The sequence below is a fragment of the Enterobacter sp. E1 genome (assembly GCF_016809815.1).
GTDB classification, from domain to species: Bacteria; Pseudomonadota; Gammaproteobacteria; order Enterobacterales; family Enterobacteriaceae; genus Enterobacter; species Enterobacter adelaidei.
This window is the reverse complement of record NZ_JAFBJM010000003.1, coordinates 372,948-389,535: the sequence shown is the minus strand read 5'-3', so window position 1 is coordinate 389,535 and position 16,588 is coordinate 372,948. Positions and strand designations below refer to the sequence as shown.

Sequence of the window (16,588 nt, the reverse complement as noted above, 5' to 3'; positions counted from 1 at the left end):
CGCGTACCAGGGGTACGCGTTGCCGTTCTAACTTTTTTTACTTCGCCTGACGCTTCTGGTAGTCACTGGCGGCCTTCACGAAGCCTGCAAACAGCGGATGCCCGTCACGTGGCGTTGAAGTAAATTCCGGGTGGAACTGGCAGGCGACAAACCACGGATGGTTTGGCACTTCAATGATCTCGACTAACTGATCATCCCCGGAGCGGCCCGCAACACGCAGACCCGCGGCTTCAATTTGTTTCAACAACATATTGTTGACTTCATAGCGGTGACGATGGCGTTCAGTGATGGTTGACTCGCCATACAGCTTGCGAACCACGCTATCGTCGGACAGCTGGCAGGCCTGTGCGCCAAGACGCATGGTGCCACCCAGATCGCTCTTCTCGGTACGGACTTCGACGTTACCGTCTTCGTCACGCCATTCAGTGATAAGCGCCACTACAGGGTACTTACAGTCTGGCACAAATTCCGTAGAGTTCGCGTTTTCCATTCCCGCTACGTTGCGCGCAAATTCGATCAGCGCAACCTGCATACCCAGACAGATGCCGAGGTATGGAATATTGTTCTCACGCGCATAGCGCGCGGTGGCGATCTTGCCTTCTACACCACGGTAGCCGAAGCCGCCAGGGATGAGAATTGCATCCAGATCTTTCAGGATTTCAACGCCACGCGTTTCAACATCCTGCGAATCAATCAGCTTGATATTCACGGAGACACGGTTCTTCAGACCACCGTGTTTCAGCGCTTCGATCACTGACTTATAGGCATCCGGCAGTTCGATATACTTGCCGACCATACCGATAGTCACTTCACCAGCCGGATTCGCTTCTTCGTAAATAACCTGTTCCCATTCGGACAGATTTGCTTCCGGGCAGTTCAAGCTGAATCGTTTACAAATATAATCGTCCAGGCCCTGTGATTTCAACAGGCCCGGGATTTTATAAATGGAATCGACATCTTTCATTGAAATAACGGCTTTTTCAGGCACGTTACAGAACAATGCAATTTTCGCACGTTCGTTCGCCGGGATAGCACGATCGGAACGGCAAACCAGGATGTCAGGCTGAATACCAATGGAGAGCAGCTCTTTCACCGAGTGCTGAGTCGGTTTGGTTTTCACTTCACCTGCGGCTGCCATGTAAGGCACCAGCGTCAGGTGCATGAACAGCGCGTGTTCACGACCAATATCCACCGCCAGCTGACGAATCGCTTCCAGGAATGGCAAGGATTCGATATCCCCTACAGTACCGCCGATTTCAACCAGCACCACGTCATGCCCTTCGCCACCGGCAAGAACACGTTCTTTAATTGCGTTCGTGATGTGTGGGATAACCTGCACGGTCGCGCCCAGGTAGTCACCACGGCGCTCTTTACGCAGAACGTCGGAATAGATGCGGCCAGTCGTGAAGTTGTTACGACGGGTCATTTTGGTGCGGATGAAACGCTCGTAGTGGCCAAGATCCAGATCGGTTTCAGCGCCGTCTTCAGTAACGAACACTTCCCCGTGTTGGGTTGGGCTCATGGTGCCCGGATCGACGTTGATGTACGGATCCAGTTTCATCATGGTCACATTGAGGCCACGGGCTTCAAGAATGGCTGCGAGGGAGGCTGCGGCAATGCCTTTACCCAGAGAGGATACGACCCCGCCGGTCACAAAAATATAGTTCGTTGTCATGCTGAACCTGAGAAGTTAGGGTGAAACGATGGAATAACCAGGACGGGAAAGTAGTATACCCGAACACGGCGAGCGCCACAAACTTTCATTCTCCGTCTCCATTCCAGGCCATGACAAACATAAGGAGTGAGAAAATAGCCCGTTTTGGGTAAATGTTTTTGACGCAAATCAAGCGCTTGTCATTTAAAAAATCACACAAATTGCGCTTGATCGCAAAAATCCGTTAGAGATCAGATTCCTGGCGTTTTACTTCCTGCCAGACTTCTTCCATCACATAGAGGTCTACCCCGGTCATTTCCAGGCCGCGCGAGGCCACAATTCGTTCGACTTCGCGAAAACGACGCTCGAACTTAATGTTGGCTTTTTGCAGCGCGGTTTCCGCTTTTACGCCCAGGTGGCGTGAAAGGTTGACAGTCGCAAACAGCAGATCGCCCATCTCCTCTTCCAGCTTTGCTTCATCCACCACTGCCTGCTGCGCTTCGTGCATCACTTCGTCTATCTCTTCATGCACTTTGTCCAGTACCGGGCCGAGGGACGTCCAGTCAAACCCGACTGCAGAGCAGCGTTTCTGAATTTTATGGGCACGCATCAGCGCCGGCAGACTCAGAGGAATATCGTCCAGCGCGGAGTGCTGAGATTTCTCTGCACGCTCGGCGCTTTTGATTTGTTCCCAGCGGACCAGCACTTCCGCGCTGTTCCCTGCAGTGGCATCACCAAAAATATGGGGGTGGCGGCGCTCAAGCTTGTCGCTGATGGCGGCACAGATGTCGTCAAAGTTAAAGCGCCCTTCTTCCTGCGCCATTTGTGCATAGAACACCACCTGGAACAGCAGATCGCCCAACTCGCCGCGCAGGTCGTCAAAATCTTCACGAGAGATGGCGTCCAGCACCTCATAGGTCTCTTCAAGTGTGTACGGGGCGATGGTGGCGAAAGTCTGCTCTTTGTCCCACGGACAGCCGTTTTCCGGGTCCCGAAGACGTTTCATGATGCCGAGCAGGCGGTCGATTTGAGTCATAGTGTTTTCCATTAAAAAAACAAGCCGGGTGGCGGCAAAGCCTTACCCGGCTTACAGAAGAGTGTGTTTAACCGCCGTGCAGACGACGCGCGTCAATCACATCCGGCACCTGGTTCAGTTTGCCCAGCACGCGGCCCAGCACCTGCAGGTTATAGATTTCGATGGTCATATCGATGGTGGCAAGCTGCTCGCGGGTATCGCTGCGGCTGGCGACGCCCAGCACGTTGACCTTCTCGTTGGCGAGAATGGTGGTAATGTCGCGCAGCAGGCCGCTGCGATCGTTGGCAGTAACGCGCACCACCAGCGAGTAACCCGCGGAATAGCTCTCGCCCCAGACCGCTTCCACGATGCGCTCAGGCGCATGCGATTGTAGCTCGGCAAGCTGGTCGCAGTCGGAGCGGTGAATCGAAATCCCGCGCCCCTGGGTGATAAAGCCGACGATATCGTCGCCCGGGATAGGCTGGCAGCAGCGCGCAATGTGGTGCATAAGATTGCCTACGCCTTCCACCACCACGCGACCATTGTCTTTGCTGCGCTGCTGCGGGGCATAGGTTTTCTGCTGCAACTGCTTCAGCGCGGCTGCATCCTGCTCTGCCGCACTCGGCTTATTGAACTGCGCCTGCAGGAAGTTCACCATCTGATTCAGACGGATATCGCCGCCGCCAATGGCCGCTAACAGCTCATCAAGCTCGTTAAAGTTGTAGCGCGGCAGCAGGAACTTCTCCGCCTCTTTCAGGCTGATGCCAATATGCTCCAGCTCATCATCAAGGATCTGACGACCCGCAAGGATGTTCTTGTCACGATCCTGTTTACGGAACCAGGCGTGAATTTTGGAGCGCCCACGGCTGGTCGTCACGTAACCCAGGTTTGGATTCAGCCAGTCCCGGCTCGGGTTTGGCTGCTTCTGGGTGATAATTTCAATCTGGTCGCCCATCTGCAGCTGGTAGGTGAACGGTACAATGCGCCCGCCGATTTTCGCCCCGATACAGCGGTGCCCCACATCACTGTGGATATGGTAGGCAAAATCGAGCGGTGTAGAGCCCGCAGGCAGATCAACGACATCCCCTTTCGGGGTAAAGACATACACCCGGTCGTCAAAGACCTGGCTGCGCACCTCGTCAAGCATCTCGCCGGAGTCGGCCATCTCTTCCTGCCACGCAATCAGCTTACGCAGCCAGGCGATGCGATCTTCATGGCCGGAACGCGCCCCACCGGAGGTGCCTTCTTTATATTTCCAGTGCGCGGCAACGCCCAGTTCGGCGTCTTCGTGCATCTGTTTGGTGCGGATCTGAATTTCGACCGTTTTGCCGCCAGGGCCGAGCACAACGGTATGAATAGACTGGTAGCCGTTAGGTTTCGGGTTCGCGACATAGTCATCGAACTCATCCGGCAGGTGTCGGAAGTGAGTGTGCACTATCCCCAGCGCGGCATAGCAGTCCTGCAGACGCTCCGCCACGATACGTACCGCGCGCACGTCAAACAGCTCGTCAAAAGCGAGATGTTTCTTCTGCATTTTGCGCCAGATACTGTAGATGTGCTTTGGTCGACCGTAGACTTCGGCACGCACATTCTCTTCTTTCATTGACTGACGCAAACCGCTGACAAACTCCTCGATATAATGCTCGCGGTCGATACGGCGCTCATGCAGCAGTTTGGCAATGCGTTTATATTCCGCCGGGTGCAGGTAGCGGAAGCAGTAATCTTCCAGTTCCCATTTCAGTTGACCAATCCCTAAACGGTTTGCGAGCGGCGCATAGATGTTTGTACACTCTTTGGCTGCCAGCACGCGCTCGTCTTCCGGTGCATCCTTCACTTCACGCAGATGGGCAATACGCTCGGCAAGTTTGATGACCACACAGCGGAAATCATCCACCATGGCCAGCAGCATGCGGCGAACGTTATCGACCTGTTCTGAAGAGACAGAGTCAGTGTGCGCAGCCTTAAGCTGGCGGATGGCAGCCATATCGCGTACGCCGTGGATCAGCGCCACGACCGATTTTCCAACGCTTTCGCGCAGTACGTCTTCAGTGACGACGTCCGCATCGGCAAGCGGGAACAGAAGCGCGGCCTGCAGCGTTTCGATATCCATGTTCAGCATGGATAAGATTTCAACCATCTCCACGCCGCGCCATAAGAGAAGATCGGCATCCTGATGCCCCTGCGTGGTGCGCAAACAATAGGCCCAGGTTTCGGTTAAGCGTTCACACGACTGCTGGCTGGAAATTCCCAGACTTGCGATCCATTTTTGTGGGTCAAATTCCCCAGCTTTATTAAGATGTGCACTTCTTACCGCAACCATTGTCCTCTCCTTTAGGGACCAGGGCCTGTCGAAGTCGACAAGCCAAACAAATTAGATGTGCTCGAACAACACCATCGATTCCAGATGTCCAGTGTGCGGGAACATGTCCAGCATTGCCAGACGCCGAATCTGGTAACCCGCACTGATTAATGCCTCACTGTCACGGGCAAGCGTTGCCGGGTTACAGGAAACATAGACCACACGCTTCGGCGCGAGTTTAATAATATGTGCCATGACACCCGGTGCACCAGCACGAGCCGGGTCGAGTAAAATTTTATCAAAGCCCTGCTTCGCCCACGGCTGTTGGGTGACATCTTCCTCAAGATTTTGATGAAAGAAGGTCACATTTTGCAAGCCGTTCTGCTTTGCGTTCTCCTGCCCTTTAGCCACCAGCGCCTCAACACCTTCCACGCCGACGACGCTGGCGGCTTTTAGCGCCAACGGCAGCGTGAAGTTACCCATTCCGCAGAACAGATCGAGCACCCGATCGCTTTTCTGAACATCCAGCCACGCCAGCGCTTTCTCAACCATCTGCTGGTTAACGCCATCATTTACCTGAATGAAATCCCGCGGGCTGAACGTTAAGCGTAGTCCGTTTGACGCATACCAGGGCGCGTCACCTGTAACCTGCTCAAGTATCTCGCTTTGTGGTGCCAGGAAAAGCGCCAGGTCGTGGGAATGCGAAAAGTGTTCCAGTTTTTCGCGATCTTTTTTCGACAACGGCGTGGTGTGGCGCAAAACCATCAGCGGGCCATTATTTGCCATGACCAGTTCGACATGCCCAAGGTGGCGAACACCCTCCAGCCCAGAGAGACAAATGCGCACTTTTGGAAGCAATGCCTCAAGATGGGGCACCAAAACAGGGCAATGCTTCACATCAACGATATCGCTGGAGCCGGCTTTGCGAAACCCCATCTCCAGCCGCTCAGTTTTTGGTTGAAAGCTGAGACTCAGGCGCGCACGGCGGCGATAACCCCACGCCTCACCGGCAATAATCTCGCTTACGTCATGTTTAAGCAGACGCGCCAGGGCGCTGCTTTTGCTTTTTTGCTGTAATTCTGTGCTCGCATGCTGTTGCTGACAGCCTCCGCAGATACCAAAGTGCGGGCAACGAGGTTCCACACGCTGCGGGCTATCGTTGAGGCGACGCTTCACCTGTCCACGGGCGTACTGCCGTTTATCTTCTGTCAGCGTAATTTCTGCTCGTTCTGTTGGCAGTAAACCTGTTATAAACAGAGTCTTACCATTATGTCGAGCAACCCCCTGGCCAAAAGGATCCAGGTCCGTAGCTTCAACAGTGATGATTTGACGCGTCGTCACGCGTCGTTTTGCAGAGTAGAATTGCGCCATCGCCGAGATTTTTCTCACATAAACATAATTATCTTAATTGTCCCATAACGGAACGCCATGACCAACTACAGCCTGCGCGCGCGCATGATGATTTTGATCCTCGCCCCCACCGTTCTTATCGGTTTGCTGCTGAGTATCTTCTTTGTGGTGCATCGCTATAACGATTTGCAGCGTCAACTGGAAGGTGCTGGCGCCAGCATCATCGAACCGCTGGCCGTGTCCAGTGAGTATGGGATGAACCTGCAAAACCGCGAGTCCATTGGTCAGTTAATCAGCGTGCTCCACCGTCGTCACTCGGACATTGTTCGTGCCATTTCCGTTTACGACGAACATAACCGTCTGTTTGTGACCTCGAATTTTCATCTCGATCCGGCGTCCCTGAAAATCCCTGACGGCACACCGTTCCCGCGCCAGCTCACAGTGCTTCGGCGCGGGGATATCATGATCCTGCGCACGCCGATCATTTCAGAAAGTTATTCACCCGATGAGTCTGCGCAATCCGACGCCAAATCCAGCAATAATATGCTGGGATATGTCGCACTGGAGCTGGATCTCAAGTCGGTACGGCTACAGCAGTACAAAGAAATTTTCATCTCTGGCGTGATGATGTTGTTCTGCATCGGTATTGCACTGATCTTCGGCTGGCGTCTGATGCGCGATGTGACGGGGCCCATCCGCAACATGGTCAACACGGTTGACCGTATTCGCCGGGGTCAGCTCGACAGCCGCGTTGAAGGGTTTATGCTGGGCGAGCTGGATATGCTGAAAAATGGCATCAACTCGATGGCGATGTCTCTGGCGGCGTATCACGAAGAGATGCAGCACAACGTTGACCAGGCCACGTCTGACCTGCGCGAAACGCTGGAACAGATGGAGATTCAGAACGTTGAGCTGGATCTGGCGAAAAAGCGTGCGCAGGAAGCAGCACGTATTAAATCTGAATTCCTTGCCAATATGTCACACGAGCTGCGTACACCGCTCAATGGTGTGATCGGCTTTACCCGCCTGACGCTGAAAAGCGAGCTTAACCCGACTCAGCGCGACCATCTGCACACTATCGAGCGCTCCGCTAACAACCTGTTAGCGATCATTAACGACGTGCTGGACTTCTCCAAGCTGGAAGCAGGCAAGCTTATTCTGGAGAGTATCCCGTTCCCGTTGCGGAGCACACTGGATGAAGTGGTCACGCTTCTCGCACACTCCTCGCACGATAAAGGGCTGGAGCTGACACTTAACATCAAGAACGATGTGCCGGATAACGTCATTGGCGACCCGCTTCGTCTGCAGCAGGTTATTACTAACCTTGTCGGAAATGCCATTAAGTTCACCGAAAGCGGTAACATCGACATTCTGGTGGAAAAACGTTCTATCAGTAATAACAAGGTTCAGATTGAAGTGCAGATCCGCGATACCGGCATCGGTATCCCTGAGCGCGATCAGTCGCGGTTGTTCCAGGCGTTTCGTCAGGCAGACGCCAGTATCTCCCGCCGTCATGGCGGTACTGGTCTGGGGCTGGTGATCACGCAAAGACTGGTGAATGAGATGGGCGGAGATATCTCTTTCCACAGCCAGCCGAACCGCGGTTCAACCTTCTGGTTCCACATTAATCTGGACCTCAACCCGAACGTGCTGACAGATGGTCCGGTGACAGACTGCCTGAAAGGCAAGCGTCTGGCCTACGTCGAGCCTAACGCGGCGGCGGCGCAGTGTGCGCTCGATATTTTAAGCACCACGCCGCTGGAAGTGGTCTACAGCCCAACCTTCTCAGCCCTTGCCGTTGAACACTACGACATTCTGCTGATGGGGATCCCGGTCACTTTCACCGGCGAACTGACCATGCAACAGGAACGGCTGGCGAAAGCCGCGTCAATGACAGACTATCTGCTGCTGGCGCTCCCTTGCCATGCCCAGCTCAATGCAGAAGAGTTGAAGAATGACGGGGCCGCCGCGTGTCTGCTAAAACCGCTTACCGCGACCAGACTGCTGCCAGCGTTGACGGAATATTGCCGTCTTAGCCAGAATGCTCTGCCTCCAATTGACAATGAGCAAAAATTGCCGATGAGCGTGATGGCCGTGGATGATAACCCGGCCAACCTGAAGCTCATTGGCGTATTGCTTGAAGACCAGGTTCAGCATGTTGAACTGTGTACCAGTGGCACGCAGGCGGTTGAACAGGCTAAACAGATGCAGTTCGATTTAATTCTGATGGATATTCAAATGCCGGGTATGGATGGCATTCGGGCCTGTGAGCTGATCCATCAGCTCCCGCATCAGCAGCAGACCCCGGTGATTGCGGTCACCGCGCATGCGATGGCCGGTCAGAAAGAGAAGCTATTGAGTGCCGGGATGAATGATTATCTGGCTAAACCTATCGACGAAGAGAAACTTCATAACCTGTTGTTACGCTATAAACCGGGGCATTCAGGCGGGACGTACACGCCATCTGCCGAGCCAGTTGAGATTAGCGTCAATCAGAACGCGACTTTTGACTGGCAGCTTGCGCTGCGTCAGGCAGCAGGAAAACCCGACTTAGCGCGCGAAATGCTGCAAATGCTCGTCGCGTTTCTACCGGAAATTCGCAATAAGGTTGAAGAGCAACTGGTGGGTGAAAACCCGGACGATCTGCTGGAAGCGATTCACAAGCTGCACGGCAGCTGTGGATACAGCGGCGTGCCGCGGCTGAAAAATCTCTGCCAGTTGCTGGAGCAGCAACTGCGTGCCGGTACGCCGGAATCTGAGCTTGAACCGGAATTTCTGGAGCTGCTGGATGAGATGGATAATGTGACGCGGGAAGCGATGAAAGTGCTGGGAAGCTGAGGTAAAAGCCGGGTGGCGGTTTCGCCTTACCCGGCAATCACAGCTAAAATGCCTGCCCTATTTTCAGCGCCGCCGCGATATTCCTTGCGGCCATCTGGACATTTTCACTGGCATTTTCCAGCGCGTCTTCCAGTGAGCAGATGGTGTAGATCACGCTAAACACCGCATCAATGCCGTGTTCGTGTACCACGCCAACATCCGCCGTCAGACTCCCCGCAATACCGATGACGGGTTTGTTAAAGCGTTTGGCCACTTTCGCCACACCTACCGGGACTTTGCCGTGGATCGTCTGACTGTCGATGCGTCCTTCACCCGTGATCACCAAATCCGCATCGGCTACCTGGTCGGCCAGGTGTAGCGCATCGGTCACGATCTCAATCCCCTGGCGCAACTGCGCACCGCAAAAGGCATACAGTGCTGCCCCCATGCCGCCCGCTGCGCCACCGCCAGCAAGGTTCAACACATCGATATCCAGATCCCGGGCAATGACCCGCGCATACTGAGCAAGCGCGTTGTCCAGGGTGACGATCATCTCGGGTGTGGCCCCCTTTTGCGGACCAAATACGGCTGACGCGCCATCCTTTCCGGTGAGCGGATTAGTGACATCACAGGCCACCTCAATCCGGCACTCAGCCAGGCGTTTATCCAGCCCGCTCAGGTCGATACGCGCGAGTTTTCCCAGCTCGCCCCCGCCCTGCCCAAGAGGCTGTTCACTCGCATCGAGCAATTTAGCGCCCAGCGCCTGCACCATCCCTGCACCGCCGTCATTGGTTGCACTGCCGCCAATGCCAATAATGATATGCTTAACGCCCGCATCCAGCGCATGACGGATAAGCTCACCTGTTCCCCAGGAGGTGGTTCTCAGAGGGTTACGCTGCGAAGGCGCAACCAGCTCCAGGCCGCTGGCCGCTGCCATTTCAATAAAGGCACTCTGCTTATCACCGGACAAACCATAAAACCCGTCCACGTGCTCGCCCAGCGGGCCGGTCACCGGAACATGCATAATGCTTCCCTGCGTTGCCGCAATCATCGCCTCAACCGTCCCTTCGCCACCGTCCGCGACCGGCAGTTTGACGTAAACTGCCTCGGGGAAGATCTCGCGAAAACCACGCTCTATCGCTGTCGCAACCTCAAGCGCACTCAAACTTTCCTTATATGAGTCCGGTGCGATAACAATTTTCATAAGCCATCCTTACGCATCGTTGTTACGTTAAGCATACACCACGCAAATGACCAGCAATGGGAGCGTTCCCTGCACATTTATCGCACCATGCACGGACGTTTATTATCAAATGACCAGCCCGGGATGAGATACTGCATCGCCATCGCATCATCGCGCGCACCCAGGCCATGTTTCTGATACAGCTCGTGAGCTTTCATAACCTGATCCATATCCAGCTCAACACCTAACCCCGGTGTGGACGGCACCTGCACCATGCCCCCTTTGATCTCAAACGGCTCTTTGGTCAGGCGCTGATTGCCTTCCTGCCAGATCCAGTGCGTGTCGATCGCAGTGATCGTACCCGGTGCAGCAGCGGCAACGTGAGTGAACATTGCCAGCGACACATCGAAGTGGTTGTTGGAATGCGAGCCCCAGGTCAGGCCAAACTCATGACACATCTGCGCCACGCGCACTGAACCCTGCATCGTCCAGAAGTGCGGGTCAGCCAGCGGAATATCGACAGATTGCAGAGAAAGCGTATGCCCCATCTGGCGCCAGTCGGTTGCTATCATGTTTGTTGCCGTTGGCAAACCTGTTGCACGGCGGAATTCCGCCATCACTTCGCGGCCGGAGAAACCTTGTTCAGACCCGCACGGATCTTCCGCATAGGCCAGCACGCCTTTCAGCTGTTTACCAATGCGGATCGCTTCATCAAGAGACCAGGCCCCATTCGGATCGAGCGTTACGCGCGCTTGCGGGAAACGTTTCGCCAGCGCAGATATGGCTTCCGCCTCTTCTTCGCCCGCCAGCACGCCCCCCTTCAGTTTGAAATCGTTGAAGCCGTATTTCTCATAAGCGGCTTCCGCCAGACGCACCACCGCATCCGGAGTCATCGCCTCATCGTGGCGAAGTCGGTACCAGTCGCATTGTTCATCTGGCTGACTCTGATACGGCAGAGGCGTCAGCTTGCGGTCGCCGACAAAGAACAGATAGCCCAGCATTTCCACTTCGCTGCGCTGCTGGCCATCGCCTAACAGTGACGCGACGTTAACGCCCAGGTGCTGGCCTAACAAGTCCAGCATTGCCGCTTCGATACCGGTCACCACATGGATAGTGGTACGCAGATCGAACGTTTGCAGCCCACGTCCAGCCGCATCGCGGTCAGCGAAAGTATTGCGCACGGTATTCAGCACATTTTTGTACTCGCCCAGCGTTTTACCGACAACTAATGGAATGGCATCTTCCAGCGTAGTACGGATCTTCTCCCCACCCGGAATTTCGCCTACACCAGTATGACCGGAGTTGTCTTTGATAATCACGATATTGCGGGTAAAGAATGGCGCATGCGCACCACTCAGGTTCATCAGCATGCTGTCATGGCCCGCAACCGGAATGATCTGCATGGAAGTGACTACGGGGGTAGAAAAAGTGCTCATCGTTCAATCCTTTTATCAGTGACGTCCGAAAACAGGGCGCTTACGGTCAAATGTCCAACCGGGGATAAGGTACTGCATCGGTCCTGCGTCGTTACGCGCACCACCAGGCAGTTTTTTATACGCCTCATGGGCTTTATGAACCTGATCCCAGTCAAGCTCTACACCCAGCCCAGGCGCATCCGGCACAGCAATTTTGCCGTTTTTGATCTCAAGCGGATTTTTGGTCAGGCGAGCTTCACCCTCCTGCCAAATCCAGTGGGTGTCGATAGCGGTGGGGTTACCCGGTACCGCCGCGCCAACGTGGGTAAACATCGCCAGCGAAATATCAAAGTGGTTGTTGGAGTGGCAGCCCCAGGTTAGCCCCCAGTCATCGCACAGCTGTGCGACACGTACTGCACCTGAAAGCGTCCAGAAATGCGGGTCAGCCAGCGGAATATCGACAGCGTTCAGCATCACAGCGTGACCCATTTCACGCCAGTTGGTCGCGATCATGTTGGTGGCGACTGGCAACCCGGTGGCGCGACGGAACTCGGCCATGACTTCACGACCCGAGAATCCCTGTTCGGCGCCGCAGGGATCTTCCGCATAGGTCAGGACATTCCCCAGCCCTTTACACAAGCTGATCGCTTCATCCAGCAGCCATGCTCCGTTCGGATCAACCGTGATACGCGCCTCCGGGAATCGTTTTTTCAGCGCCCGGGCCGTTTCAATCTCCTGCTCACCTGGCAGTACGCCGCCTTTAAGCTTGAAATCTTTAAAACCGTAACGATCCTGCGCCGCCTCAGCCAGCCGGACAACGCTTTCACCGGAGAGCGCTTCCTGATGACGCAGGTGATACCACTCGTGGCTGCCCGGCGAGTGAGCCAGATAAGGCAGGTCGGTTTTGTTGCGATCGCCAACATAAAACAGATAGCCGAGCACCGTCACCGCATCGCGCTGCTTGCCTGGCCCCAGCAATTCGCAGACCGGGACATGCAAGGTCTTGCCCAGTAAATCAAGCAGGGCGGCTTCCAGAGCGGCGACAGCATTGACGCGCAGTTCAAACGTCCACGCCCCTTTTCCGAAGGTATCAAAGTCTGCCGACTGATTTCCCTTATGTACCTGCTGGACCACCTTATTCAGCCGGGCGATCTCCTGACCCACCACCCGAGGTATGGCATCGACCAGCGTCTGATAAATCACCTCTCCGCCAGGCGCTTCGCCCACGCCGGTATTCCCTGCACTGTCTGTCAGCACAACGATATTACGGGTAAACCAGGCGTTATGTGCGCCGCCAATATTCAGCAGCATACTGTCCTGCCCGGCCACCGGGATGACCTTCATCTCAGTGACGATTGGGCTTGATTGCGTTGTCATCATCCACGCTCCGCAACAGGTTTAAGTTCGACGCGTTTGATATCCCCCACCAGCACCAGGTAACTCAGCACCGCCACCAGCGCATGCACACCCACGTAGATCAGCGCACCGTTGAAAGAGCCCGTCGTGCCGACGATGTAGCCGATAGCGATGGGGGTGACAATCCCGGAGATGTTGCCGAACATGTTGAACAGACCGCCGCTCAGACCACTGATCTCTTTTGGCGCAGTATCTGCCATCACCGCCCAGCCCAGCGCACCGATCCCTTTACCGAAGAAAGCCATCGCCATGAAGCCGATAATCATCCACTCGGTATTTACGTAGTTACAGAACACCATGGTCATGGAGAGCAGCATGCCGAGCACAATCGGCGTTTTTCGCGCGATGTTCAGGGAACCGGTGCGGCGCATCAGCCAGTCGGAAATCACCCCGCCGAGCACACCCCCAACGAAGCCGCAGATTGCCGGAACAGAGGCGACAAACCCCGCTTTCAGAATCGACATACCACGCGCCTGCACCAGATAAACCGGGAACCAGGTGATAAAGAAGTAAGTTAAGGCGTTGATGCAATACTGGCCAAGATAGATCCCGATCATCATCCGCGAGCCGACAAGCTGTTTGATCTGTGCCCATTTCTGACTGAACGGGACTTTTGCTTTTGCGGATTTTTGATCCATGTTGATCAGCGCTCCGCCTTCGGCAATGTACTCCAGCTCTTTCTTGTTCACACCGGGATGCTGATTAGGTTCGTGGATCACTTTCAGCCAGATGAAGCTGATGACGATCCCAAGCCCGCCCATGAAGAAGAATACGTGCGACCAGCCCACCTCATGCGTCAGCCAGCCCATGATGGGCGCGAAGATCACCGTTGCGAAGTACTGTGCGGAGTTGAAGATCGCTACCGCCGTTCCCCTCTCCTGCGCCGGGAACCATGCCGCCACAATGCGGCTGTTGCCCGGGAAGGAAGGCGCTTCCGCTAAGCCTACCAGGAAGCGCAGCGTGAAGAGCGCCACGATAATGCCGAAGCCGCTGAAGATATCGACGAACCCCTGTAGCAGGGTGAACATCGACCAGATAAAGATGGACCAGAAATAGACGCGTTTAGATCCAAAACGGTCCAGCAGCCAGCCGCCAGGAATTTGCCCGATAACGTAGGCCCATGAGAATGCAGAGAAAACGTAACCCATGCCCACCGGATCAAGGCCGATGTCTTTTGCCATTTCCGAGCCGGCAATCGACAGCGTGGCGCGGTCACCATAGTTAAAGGACGTGACGATAAACAGCATCACCACTATCCAGTAGCGGGCATTGGTGCGCTTCTCAGCGCTGCTCGCTGCGTGGCTTAATGTACTCATTGTTGCACTCCTGAAACATAGCTTTCGCCTGGTTCATTCTGTACAGCACCGGTAGGGTAATCAGAATGAGATTTGTGTTTTGTCGTTTTGGTACGGCCTGACGCCGTTTTATAGTGACCGGAAAAGTATATGAAGGAGTGACACCGTCTCTCACCGTGCAAAAACACAGTATTGAAGGGGGTGTGAGAGGTTGTTTATGGCATTAGCCCAGGGGAGTTGAAGGTGGTTCACGGAATTGGCGTTTGGTGCGGGATGTACAGCCGGGTGGCGTCTACGCCTTACCCGGCATACAGAACTATTTAAGGAGCGTCGCCCAGTGTTCAACCCATGGGTTCGACTCGCTTTCAGGCTCAGGGTGTTCGCCCGCATCAATCAGCAGCATCTCGCCGACGCGTTGGGCGCTTTGCTCTTGCAGGAGAGCATCGAACTGCTTACCGCCGCCGCAGAAGTTGGCGTAAGAGCTATCGCCCAGCGCAATGATGCCGTAGTGAACGTCCGGCTGATAGCCGAGCTGGTCTTTAATTCCCTGGAAAAGCGGCACGATGCTGTCCGGAAGATCGCCCTGTCCGGTGGTGGAGGTCACCACCAGAATGTATTTATCTTGATACTTTTTCCAGTCTGCCAGTTCCGGGTCTTCATAGACCGTGGCTTTGTGGCCCTGGCTGGCGAGTATTGCCTCAGCCTCTTCCGCTACCAGCAGCGAGTTGCCGTACATTGTGCCGACAAAAATGCCTACTTCAGCCATGATATTTTCCCATATTGAATGCGTTTACTGTTCATCCTGAACGTTGCCCGATACAAACTCAACCCTTTCATTTTCGGGGAGTTGTCCCAGCCAGCCAAACTGTGACAGCGCCTGCATCCAGACGTCGTCCAGCCCCGCGCGTATAGTCAGCGGTTCGCCGGTAAACGGGTGCGTCAGGCTCAGCTCGCTGGCGTGCAACATCAGACGATGGCAACCAAAGTGTTCGGCCGCGCTGCGGTTCTGGCGCAGATCGCCGTGTTTGCTATCGCCAATAATCGGGTGGCGCAGGTGCGCAAGATGGCGTCGCAGCTGGTGCTTACGCCCGGTTTTAGGCAGAAGCTCAACCAGGCTGTAGCGTGTGGTCGGAAATTTGCTGGTTGCCACCGGCATTTCGGTAGTCGCCATGCCGCGATAATCAGTCACCGCGGGCTGCGGGCCTTTGTCATCACGGGCAAATTTATCGGCAATTTTGTCCAGCTCCTCCACCAGCGGATAGTCCAGTGTGGCACTTTCCGTAAGCCAGCCACGGACAATCGCGTGGTAGCGTTTCTGGATCCGGTGCTGTTCGAACTGCTGCGCCAGCAGGCGGCCTGCCTCGCTGGACAACCCCATCAGCAGAACGCCGGAGGTCGGCCTGTCGAGACGATGGGCAGTGAAAACATGCTGGCCAATCTGGTCGCGCACGGTTTGCATCACCACGACTTTCTCGTCGCGATCCAGCCAGCTTCGGTGCACCAGCCAGCCGGACGGTTTATTCACCGCCACCAGCCACTCATCCTGATAGAGGATCTCAAGCGTCATGCATCTTCACCGGCAAACAGGGCATCCAGCTTTTCCAGTTCGACCAGCATCACGTCGCGCGCTGGATGCGTCGCCTCAAGCGCCATTTCATAATAGGGAGAAACAGCAAAGGCCTGTGGCAGCGGATGACCGCCTTCCAGCAGTGCGTGCATACGCGGAATTAATACCCACTGGAGCCACTCGAACGGTGCCAGCGTATCCAGGCAGAATGGCTGTGTGCTTGCGAACGCTTCTGGCTGCGGTGCAGTCTCCTGCCACAGCTGATGTTGGCGCAAAAGGGCTTCGATGGCGTGCAACCGGGCACGAACGCGATCGTGTTGCGTCATAGTAACCTCAACTGAAAAAATGAACGGCGCGCAGCATAGCATTGCGGAAGGCAGAAATAAAAAAAGGGAGCACTGTAAAAACAGTGCTCCCGGTTCGTTTCGCAGCATTCCAGCTACAATTCGTGCTCCCTGCTCATCCGTGACAACTTTTCCTGATGCCCGAAGGCCTGGTCATCCGTAAACCGATGCATCCTGCACATATCGTCCTGATATGTTTGTTTCATCCTGAAACATCCTGGCCTTCCTGACCC

Annotated in this window: 12 protein-coding genes; 1 reads left to right on the top strand and 11 read right to left on the bottom strand. The window is 55.1% G+C overall.

Going from position 1 to position 16,588, the window contains the following annotated elements; all coding sequences use genetic code 11:
• Window positions 1–37: 37 nt before the first annotated feature.
• From pyrG to rlmD, 4 genes are all read right to left on the bottom strand, one after another.
• Entirely contained in the window at window positions 38–1,675 is a 1,638-nt protein-coding gene (gene pyrG, locus JGF26_RS10910) for a CTP synthase (glutamine hydrolyzing) (protein ID WP_028016879.1), read from the bottom strand.
• Between the two features lie 223 nt (window positions 1,676–1,898).
• A complete protein-coding gene (mazG, locus tag JGF26_RS10905) occupies window positions 1,899–2,690 on the bottom strand; it encodes a nucleoside triphosphate pyrophosphohydrolase (protein ID WP_134707877.1) in 792 nt (263 codons plus the stop codon).
• 67 nt (window positions 2,691–2,757) lie between these two features.
• Complete coding sequence (relA, locus tag JGF26_RS10900; protein ID WP_028016881.1) at window positions 2,758–4,989, bottom strand: GTP diphosphokinase; 2,232 nt, start codon at window positions 4,987–4,989, stop codon at window positions 2,758–2,760.
• A 51-nt stretch (window positions 4,990–5,040) separates the two neighbouring features.
• Complete coding sequence (rlmD, locus tag JGF26_RS10895) at window positions 5,041–6,339, bottom strand: 23S rRNA (uracil(1939)-C(5))-methyltransferase RlmD (RefSeq protein WP_134707878.1); 1,299 nt, start codon at window positions 6,337–6,339, stop codon at window positions 5,041–5,043.
• A gap of 57 nt (window positions 6,340–6,396) precedes the next feature.
• Here rlmD and barA point away from each other — a divergent pair, with 57 nt between their 5' ends.
• Complete coding sequence (gene barA / locus JGF26_RS10890; RefSeq protein ID WP_028016883.1) at window positions 6,397–9,156, top strand: two-component sensor histidine kinase BarA; 2,760 nt, start codon at window positions 6,397–6,399, stop codon at window positions 9,154–9,156.
• A gap of 43 nt (window positions 9,157–9,199) precedes the next feature.
• Here barA and JGF26_RS10885 read toward each other — a convergent pair whose 3' ends face one another.
• The 7 genes from JGF26_RS10885 to JGF26_RS10855 form a co-directional block, all read right to left on the bottom strand.
• Entirely contained in the window at window positions 9,200–10,339 is a 1,140-nt protein-coding gene (locus JGF26_RS10885; protein WP_028016884.1) for a glycerate kinase, read from the bottom strand.
• Window positions 10,340–10,416: 77 nt separating this feature from the next.
• Entirely contained in the window at window positions 10,417–11,754 is a 1,338-nt protein-coding gene (gudD, locus tag JGF26_RS10880) for a glucarate dehydratase (RefSeq protein WP_134707879.1), read from the bottom strand.
• 15 nt (window positions 11,755–11,769) lie between these two features.
• Window positions 11,770–13,110, bottom strand: a complete 1,341-nt coding sequence (locus tag JGF26_RS10875; RefSeq protein WP_134708027.1) for an enolase C-terminal domain-like protein — start codon at window positions 13,108–13,110, stop codon at window positions 11,770–11,772.
• Window positions 13,110–14,465, bottom strand: a complete 1,356-nt coding sequence (gene gudP / locus JGF26_RS10870; protein WP_028016887.1) for a galactarate/glucarate/glycerate transporter GudP — start codon at window positions 14,463–14,465, stop codon at window positions 13,110–13,112. The genes JGF26_RS10875 and gudP overlap by 1 nt, the downstream gene beginning before the upstream one ends.
• 295 nt (window positions 14,466–14,760) lie before the next feature.
• A complete protein-coding gene (locus JGF26_RS10865; RefSeq protein WP_028016888.1) occupies window positions 14,761–15,210 on the bottom strand; it encodes a flavodoxin in 450 nt (149 codons plus the stop codon).
• A gap of 24 nt (window positions 15,211–15,234) precedes the next feature.
• Window positions 15,235–16,011, bottom strand: a complete 777-nt coding sequence (gene truC, locus JGF26_RS10860; protein ID WP_108091051.1) for a tRNA pseudouridine(65) synthase TruC — start codon at window positions 16,009–16,011, stop codon at window positions 15,235–15,237.
• Window positions 16,008–16,337, bottom strand: coding sequence for a YqcC family protein (locus JGF26_RS10855; RefSeq protein ID WP_028016890.1), 330 nt, complete (start codon window positions 16,335–16,337; stop codon window positions 16,008–16,010). The genes truC and JGF26_RS10855 overlap by 4 nt, the downstream gene beginning before the upstream one ends.
• Window positions 16,338–16,588: the final 251 nt, after the last annotated feature.

Bases quoted from the DNA above. Each gene is read 5' to 3' on its own strand.
- gudP (WP_028016887.1), bottom strand. From the start codon at position 14,465: ATGAGTACATTAAGCCACGCAGCGAGCAGCGCTGAGAAGCGCACCAAT.
- gudD (WP_134707879.1), bottom strand. From the start codon at position 11,754: ATGAGCACTTTTTCTACCCCCGTAGTCACTTCCATGCAGATCATTCCG.
- JGF26_RS10855 (WP_028016890.1), bottom strand. From the start codon at position 16,337: ATGACGCAACACGATCGCGTTCGTGCCCGGTTGCACGCCATCGAAGCC.
- JGF26_RS10865 (WP_028016888.1), bottom strand. From the start codon at position 15,210: ATGGCTGAAGTAGGCATTTTTGTCGGCACAATGTACGGCAACTCGCTG.
- truC (WP_108091051.1), bottom strand. From the start codon at position 16,011: ATGACGCTTGAGATCCTCTATCAGGATGAGTGGCTGGTGGCGGTGAAT.
- barA (WP_028016883.1), top strand. From the start codon at position 6,397: ATGACCAACTACAGCCTGCGCGCGCGCATGATGATTTTGATCCTCGCC.
- rlmD (WP_134707878.1), bottom strand. From the start codon at position 6,339: ATGGCGCAATTCTACTCTGCAAAACGACGCGTGACGACGCGTCAAATC.
- mazG (WP_134707877.1), bottom strand. From the start codon at position 2,690: ATGACTCAAATCGACCGCCTGCTCGGCATCATGAAACGTCTTCGGGAC.
- relA (WP_028016881.1), bottom strand. From the start codon at position 4,989: ATGGTTGCGGTAAGAAGTGCACATCTTAATAAAGCTGGGGAATTTGAC.
- JGF26_RS10875 (WP_134708027.1), bottom strand. From the start codon at position 13,110: ATGACAACGCAATCAAGCCCAATCGTCACTGAGATGAAGGTCATCCCG.
- JGF26_RS10885 (WP_028016884.1), bottom strand. From the start codon at position 10,339: ATGAAAATTGTTATCGCACCGGACTCATATAAGGAAAGTTTGAGTGCG.
- pyrG (WP_028016879.1), bottom strand. From the start codon at position 1,675: ATGACAACGAACTATATTTTTGTGACCGGCGGGGTCGTATCCTCTCTG.